Source organism: Mesorhizobium sp. M7A.F.Ca.AU.001.01.1.1 (assembly GCF_004022735.1).
Lineage (GTDB): Bacteria > Pseudomonadota > Alphaproteobacteria > Rhizobiales > Rhizobiaceae > Mesorhizobium > Mesorhizobium ciceri.
In genome coordinates, this window is the sequence record NZ_RZPF01000361.1 from 1 (window position 1) to 6,392 (window position 6,392).

Genomic DNA, 6,392 nt, shown 5'->3' on the forward strand with positions numbered 1-6,392 from the left:
TTTCAGGAGCGTCGAACTGGCCGCCGTCGGAAAAGCTGTCGGGCGTGACATTGAGGATGCCGACGACCACGGCCTTGCCGCCAAGGTCGAGATGGCGTCCATGCGCCAATTGCCATCGCCTGGCCGTCATTGCTCATCGACCATGGAGTTCATCAATCATGTGTGATCCCTGGCGGATCAATTTCATTGCGCCGGCAACGGCCGTAAAGCAAGGTGGTCGAAGAGGCAACATGATGAAACGATCCATGCTTGGCATGAAAAAACAGTCCTTGGGCGTGAAACAATCCTTGGCTTGCGCGCTGCTGCTCGCCATAACGCCGCACCCGGCGGCGGCGGCCAATCTCGTCAAGACGTACAGCTATTTCGCCATTGGCGGCAGCACCCTCGACGACATCGAGGCACAACTCTCCAAACGCGGCCCGGAGGTGAAAAGCACCGGCACGCGGCACCCGGGCGCCACGCAAATGGCCTTCACCACCCGTATCAGCTATGCGCAGACACCGAGTTCCTGCCGGATTGCCGACGCGGTGGTGACCGTCAAGGTGAAGGTGATCCTTCCCGAGTGGCGCCGGCCGCGCAAGGCCGATGCCGATGTCAGGCTGTTCTGGGATACGCTGTCGGCCGACATCAAGCGCCATGAGGAGCGCCATGTCGAAATCGCCAAGAACCATGGCGGCGAACTCGAAGAGGCCTTGAAGGCCACCTACCCGCAAAAGAACTGCAACGCCGCCAAGGCCAAGGCGGCCGCGATCACCGCGGCTGTTCTGGCCAGGCACGACCGCGCCCAGCTTCAGTTCGACCGCGTCGAAAGCGTCAATTTCGAAAGCCGCATCTTGCGGCTGCTGCGCTACCGCATGGAGCGCATCGGCAACGGACGACTGCCGCCGGCCTGAACGCACCCGAACTGAAAGCCAATTCACCGAAACGTAGTGCCAGATTCGAAAAACTTTCGAGCCGCCGTCGAAACCGGCCTATATGGGACGACATATATCAGGCTCGCCAGACGAGCTTAAAACACCAATGCGATCCAAACGGTCATGAAGCCGGAGCGGCTGAACAGCGCCGGTCAAATCGCAAGCTTATGGATGAACGATCATGGACCAGGCTGTCGATGAGAAAACGATGGCGGAAACCGGCACGCCGATAACAGAGCGCGAAAAGAACGCCATCATCGGCGGCGTGCTGTTGTCGATGCTGTTGGCGGCACTCGATCAGACCATTGTCGCGCCGGCCATGCCGACCATCGGGCATGCGCTCGGAAACGCACACTATCTGCCATGGATCGTCACCGGTTATCTCCTGACCGCTACAGCCGTGGCTCCGCTCTACGGCAAGATTTCCGACGTCTACGGCCGCCGGCCGACCGTCTATGCCGCGATCCTGATCTTTTTGGCGGGATCGCTGGTCAGCGCGATGGCCCCCAACATGTTTGTGCTGGTTGTCGGGCGGGCGATCCAGGGCGCCGGTGGCGGCGGCTTGTTCGCTTTGACGCAGACCGTCGTCGGCGATCTCGTGCCGCCGCGCGAGCGGGCACGCTATGCCGCCTGGTTCTCCGGCACATGGGCTGTCGCCAGCATTGCCGGTCCGTTGCTCGGCGGCACTTTCGCAGAGCACCTGCACTGGTCACTGATCTTCTGGATCAACATTCCGCTTGGTTTTCTTGCGATGGCGATCATCAACAAGCCGCTCAAGAAACTGCCCATTGCCGCAAAGCGCCATCGCATCGACGGCCTGGGCGCGCTGCTTCTGATAATTGCCACGGCGCTGCTGCTGCTCGCCTTGAACTGGGGCGGCAGCGCCTATCCCTGGACTTCGCTTGAAGTCATCGGCGTTCTCTGCGGTTCGGCGATTTTCTGGAGCGCTTTTGCCTTGCGGCTCATGCGCGCCGCCGAGCCGCTCATCTCACTCGAAGTGCTTGGCAATCCAATCGTTCTGGCGGGCACGCTTTCGATGTTCCTGCTTCAGGCCGCAAGCGTCGGCATGGCTGTGTACCTGCCCGTCTATCTTCAGGCGGGGCTCGGCTTGTCGGCAGCGGAGTCGGGCATCGCGATGCTTGGGCTTCTGCTGGGGACCGTCGGCGGCGCGGCATTCAGCGGGCGTATGATCCCGCATTTCACCCACTACAAGCGCATTGCGATGGTGGGCGTCGTCTTCAGCATGCTGTGCCTCTGCCTGCTGGCCGTCGTCGCAGGATATGCAACGCTGCTGGAGGTCGAGGTCTTGACGATTTGCATCGGGTTTGGAACCGGAACGACGTTTCCGGTCACCACCGTGTCGGTCCAGAACGCCGTCGATCGCGTGCATCTCGGCGTCGCGACGGGCGTGCTGACATTCCTGCGTTCGCTTGGCAGTGCGCTTGGGGTCGCCATGCTCGGCGCGGTCGCTCTGGGCTACGGCTTGCCGCTTGCCGGTGAAGGCGTGCGGATCGCTGGCCATAGCGCGACGATCGAGCCGTTCGTGATGATCTTTGCCGTCGCCGCCGCTACATTGCTGCTGGGGCTGATCACGCTGACGCTGATGCCCGAAAAGGAGCTTCGCGGCTACGCCGACAATGCGGCGCCGATGCTGGCCGAGTAAAGTTCAGCCGGAGACGCCGAGCTTCTTCTGCAGGCTGGTCGATGAGGTCGTGTACTGGAAAACGATGCGCTCGCCGGGGCTGATGATGCGCTTGGCGGCCTGCGCCATCAGCGCCACTTCGTGGAAACCCGACAGGATCAGCTTCAGCTTGCCCGGATACCAGTTGATATCGCCGACCGCGAAGATGCCGGGCACCGATGTCTGGAATTTTTCGGTATCGACCGGAATGAGGTTCTCGTGAAGGTTGAGACCCCACTCCGCGATCGGTCCGAGCTTCATGGTCAGGCCGAAGAACGGCAGCATGCGCGTGCAAGGCACCTCGACGTCGCCATCCGGTCCCTTGATGGTGGCCGATGACAACTGGCCGTCGGCACCGGTCAATCCGGTCACCTGGCCGACCTGGAATTCGAGCTGCTTCATCTCCTGCATGGCATACATCTTGTTGACGCTGTCGGGAGCGGCGCGGAACTCAGGCCGCCGGTGCACCAGCGTCACGCTCTTTGCCACCGGCTGCAGGTTCAGCGTCCAGTCGAGCGCCGAGTCGCCGCCGCCGACAATGACGAGGTCGTGGCCGCGAAAATCCTCCATCCGGCGCACCGAATAGAAGACGCTCTTGCCTTCATAGGGCTCGATGCCGGGGATCGGCGGACGCTTGGGCTGGAAGTAGCCGCCGCCGGCGGCAATCACCACCACCTTGGCCTCGAACACCTCGTTTTCGTCGGTGGTGACGCGAAAACTGCCGTCCTCCAGTTTTTCCAGGCTGGAAACCATTCGGTTGTAGCTGAAATCGGGCTTGAACGGCGCGATCTGCTCGAGCAATTTGTCGACCAGCCCCTGCGCCGAGATCGAAGGCCAGCCTGGAATGTCGTAGATCGGCTTTTCCGGATAAAGTTCCGCGCATTGGCCGCCCGGCCGATCGAGAATGTCGATCAGGTGGCACTTCATGTCGAACAGGCCGAGCTCGAACACGGCAAACAGGCCGACCGGCCCTGCCCCGACAATAAGCACGTCTGTCCTGGTGATGTCGGTCATGCCTGTGCCTCGCTGCGCATGACCCCGAAAATCGGAACGATTTTCGGAAAGGATCATGCGCAAATAAAAGTGCTACAGCGTCCGTTGCGCGTCCAAGAGGACGCGCGGCGCTGTGGTGAAACAGCAGGACACTGCATGACCATCGCCCCGCTGCCAAGCCACAGCGGGAAAAATCAGTTGGCAAAAAGGTTGCGCTTATCCCTGGCGGGCAGGCACCCGCACGACCAAGCCGTCAAGCGCATCGCGGACCTTGATCTGGCATGACAGGCGCGAGTTGGGCTGGACGTCGTAGGCGAAGTCCAGCATGTCCTCTTCCATCGCTTCCGGCTCGCCGACTTCAGCCGTCCAGGCTTCGTCGACATAGACGTGACAGGTGGCACAGGCGCAGGCACCGCCGCATTCGGCTTCGATCCCGGGCACGGCGTTGCGGATCGCGTTCTCCATGACCGTAGAGCCGTTCTCGGCGTCCATGTCGAAATGCGTGCCGTCATGGGCAATGAAAGTCAGCTTGGTCATTTGTCACCTGAAGGGAGTTGCAGCCGAGATAATCACTCCGGCTGACAAGTCAACTGCCGCATGAAAGCGCCGCCCGATGACGTTTTTCCGCAAATCGGATTCGGCGCGGATTCAGCGGTTGATGGCGGCGATGAAATCGCGCACTTCGTCGATCAGCGTACCAAGCCGCTTGAGCGTCTGGCCGTCTTCCGGCCGGTGCTCGATCTCGGTGGCGCAATCGGCGATGGCAAAGGCGCCCACGCCCCGTGCCGAACCCTTTAATCCATGGGCGAGCAGAAGCCGGTCCTTGATATCGGCGTCGACTATTCTGTCACGCACGGACAGCGCCTGCTGTACAAATAGCGCCAGAACCTCTTGCTCAAGGCTGCGGTCACCCATTGTCTGGCGGGCAAGGTGTGCCAAATCGACCGGCCGTGACCGTCTTGGTCCGGATACATCTCCCCCGGGCATTGAGAAGGCGATGCCGCTTTCGCCACGCATGAACTCGAACTCCGTTTCTTCGACTCGCCCAAAAACCTAGGCGAATCCAATGGACAACGGGTTAATGAATGGCCCGGAAAAATGTTGCCAAAGCGGCGTCCAAATCACAGTTCCGTTAACCTTATATTTAAAGTTTTACGTATCCCGCGGAATGCATGTTTTCTTTACCCCCCTGTGTCATTACGATACGAGGGGTCCATTTTCAGCCTCCTGCGCGGGGCAAGACAAACAGAATTATAAGCCCGCGGCAGCTAGTACAGGGTAGCGAAGGCATGGCAAAGAAACCGACGACGAGAACTCTCGACAGCGAAGTGGCCAGGGAACTGGAAAAGGCGCTCGATCTCGACCTCAGCAATGAGATCGGCAGCGGCGACCTCGATATCGCGGCTTCGATGGAGGATCTTGAAGCGCAGATATCCCAGGCGGCCGACGAGCTGGCGCGCGAGGGACGCAATCATAAGCCGGAACAGAACCCGGAGCCGGTGGTCAACCAAAACCAGGCCGCGAAACCCGCGCCCAAGGCCAAACCTGCCGAATTGCGCCCCGTGGAACCGCGCAATGGCGCCCAGCCCGCAGGTTTCGCGCCGGCCAATGACGATCGCCAGAAGGATTACAAGACGCTCCTGCACAGCCTCAACAGGCGTGCCTCGAACACCATTTACTGGGTCGTCGCCTTCGTTTCGCTCGCCTGGTTCGCCGGTGCCGGTGGTTTGGCCAATCTGCTTTTCGGACCGAGCATCTGGAGAATCCGCACGCTCGACCAGTTCCTTGCCCGTCCGGAACTGATCGGCCTCGCCGTCGCGGCCATCGTGCCCGTCATCCTGTTCTGGGCCTTCGCCGCCATGATTCGCCGCGCCCAGGAAATGCGCATCGCCGCACAGTCGATGACCGAAGTGGCCTTCCGCCTGACCGAGCCGGAAAACCTTGCCCAGGATCGCGTCATGATGATCGGCCAGGCCGTTCGTCGCGAGGTCGCGGCGATGGGCGAAGGCATCGAACGCACGCTTGCCCGCGCCGTCGAACTGGAAACGCTTGTCCACAGCGAAGTCAACCAGATCGAACGCTCCTATTCCGAGAATGAATCCCGCATCCGTTCGCTGGTCGACGGCCTCGGCAGCGAGCGCGAAGCCGTCGTCACCCATGCCGAGCGCGTCCGCGCCTCGATTACCGGCGCGCATGAGACGCTGAAGGACGAGATCGGCGCGGCTTCCGACATCATTCGCGACTCGATCCTCAATGCATCGACCAAATTGTCGATGACGATCACCAATTCCGGCGACACGCTGATCGACCGCATCAACGAAAGCTCGATGTCGATCTTCGATTCCGTCGAAGGCCGGCTCGATTCGATCACCGACCGTCTGTCGACCTCGGGCGAGGCCTTCGCCAGCCTTCTCGACACCCGCATTGCCAAGCTGACGGACACCACGGACGGACTGACGCGGTCGTTGACCGATCTGCTCGACGATCGCACCACCGGCATGGTGTCGCTGCTAGGCGGCGCCGCGCGCACCCTCAATTCCGAATTCGAGGCCAGCCTCAACGGCATCGAGCGCACGCTCGCCGAACGCGGCCAGGCGCTGATCAGCGAGTTCCAGACCCGCGCCGAGGCGCTCGACACCGGAACGCAGAAGCTCAATGCGGCACTCGAGGCCCGCGCCCGCCAGATCAATGAAACGCTGGTCGAGCGCGCCCGCGAAATCGCGCACACCTTCGCCGAGAGCAAGGACACGCTGTCGGCGATGATCGATCAGGGCAAGACCCAGATCGGCGCCGACATGGCCGAC

Annotated in this window: 5 protein-coding genes and 2 pseudogenes; 3 read left to right on the plus strand and 4 right to left on the minus strand. The window is 61.5% G+C overall.

The features are described 5' to 3' along the window. Positions 1-130: pseudogene (locus EN884_RS39690) on the minus strand (dihydropteroate synthase); the annotation flags it as partial. Positions 131-233: 103 nt separating this feature from the next. On the opposite strand from EN884_RS39690, the gene EN884_RS21115 reads away from it, so the two are divergent. After that, positions 234-893, plus strand: coding sequence for a DUF922 domain-containing protein (locus tag EN884_RS21115; protein WP_063170227.1), 660 nt, complete (start codon positions 234-236; stop codon positions 891-893). A gap of 202 nt (positions 894-1,095) precedes the next feature. Then, positions 1,096-2,577, plus strand: a complete 1,482-nt coding sequence (locus tag EN884_RS21120) for an MDR family MFS transporter (protein ID WP_128360718.1) — start codon at positions 1,096-1,098, stop codon at positions 2,575-2,577. Between the two features lie 3 nt (positions 2,578-2,580). On the opposite strand, the gene EN884_RS21125 is transcribed toward EN884_RS21120, so the two are convergent. The 3 genes from EN884_RS21125 to EN884_RS21135 all read right to left on the minus strand — a co-directional run bounded on the left by EN884_RS21125 (position 2,581) and on the right by EN884_RS21135 (position 4,605). Continuing rightward, complete coding sequence (locus tag EN884_RS21125) at positions 2,581-3,609, minus strand: NAD(P)/FAD-dependent oxidoreductase (RefSeq protein WP_063167916.1); 1,029 nt, start codon at positions 3,607-3,609, stop codon at positions 2,581-2,583. Positions 3,610-3,804: 195 nt separating this feature from the next. After that, on the minus strand, positions 3,805-4,125 hold the full coding sequence (locus tag EN884_RS21130) for a 2Fe-2S iron-sulfur cluster-binding protein (RefSeq protein WP_013531878.1): 321 nt from the start codon (positions 4,123-4,125) through the stop codon (positions 3,805-3,807). A gap of 111 nt (positions 4,126-4,236) precedes the next feature. Then, positions 4,237-4,605, minus strand: coding sequence for an Hpt domain-containing protein (locus EN884_RS21135; protein WP_023813039.1), 369 nt, complete (start codon positions 4,603-4,605; stop codon positions 4,237-4,239). Positions 4,606-4,877: 272 nt separating this feature from the next. Here EN884_RS21135 and EN884_RS21140 point away from each other — a divergent pair. Continuing rightward, positions 4,878-6,392 (plus strand): annotated as a pseudogene (locus EN884_RS21140) (kinesin); the annotation flags it as partial.

Excerpts from the sequence above, each read along its gene's own strand:
- EN884_RS21115 (WP_063170227.1), top strand. The coding sequence starts at position 234 with ATGAAACGATCCATGCTTGGCATGAAAAAACAGTCCTTGGGCGTGAAA.
- EN884_RS21120 (WP_128360718.1), top strand. The coding sequence starts at position 1,096 with ATGGACCAGGCTGTCGATGAGAAAACGATGGCGGAAACCGGCACGCCG.
- EN884_RS21125 (WP_063167916.1), bottom strand. The coding sequence starts at position 3,609 with ATGACCGACATCACCAGGACAGACGTGCTTATTGTCGGGGCAGGGCCG.
- EN884_RS21130 (WP_013531878.1), bottom strand. The coding sequence starts at position 4,125 with ATGACCAAGCTGACTTTCATTGCCCATGACGGCACGCATTTCGACATG.
- EN884_RS21135 (WP_023813039.1), bottom strand. The coding sequence starts at position 4,605 with ATGCGTGGCGAAAGCGGCATCGCCTTCTCAATGCCCGGGGGAGATGTA.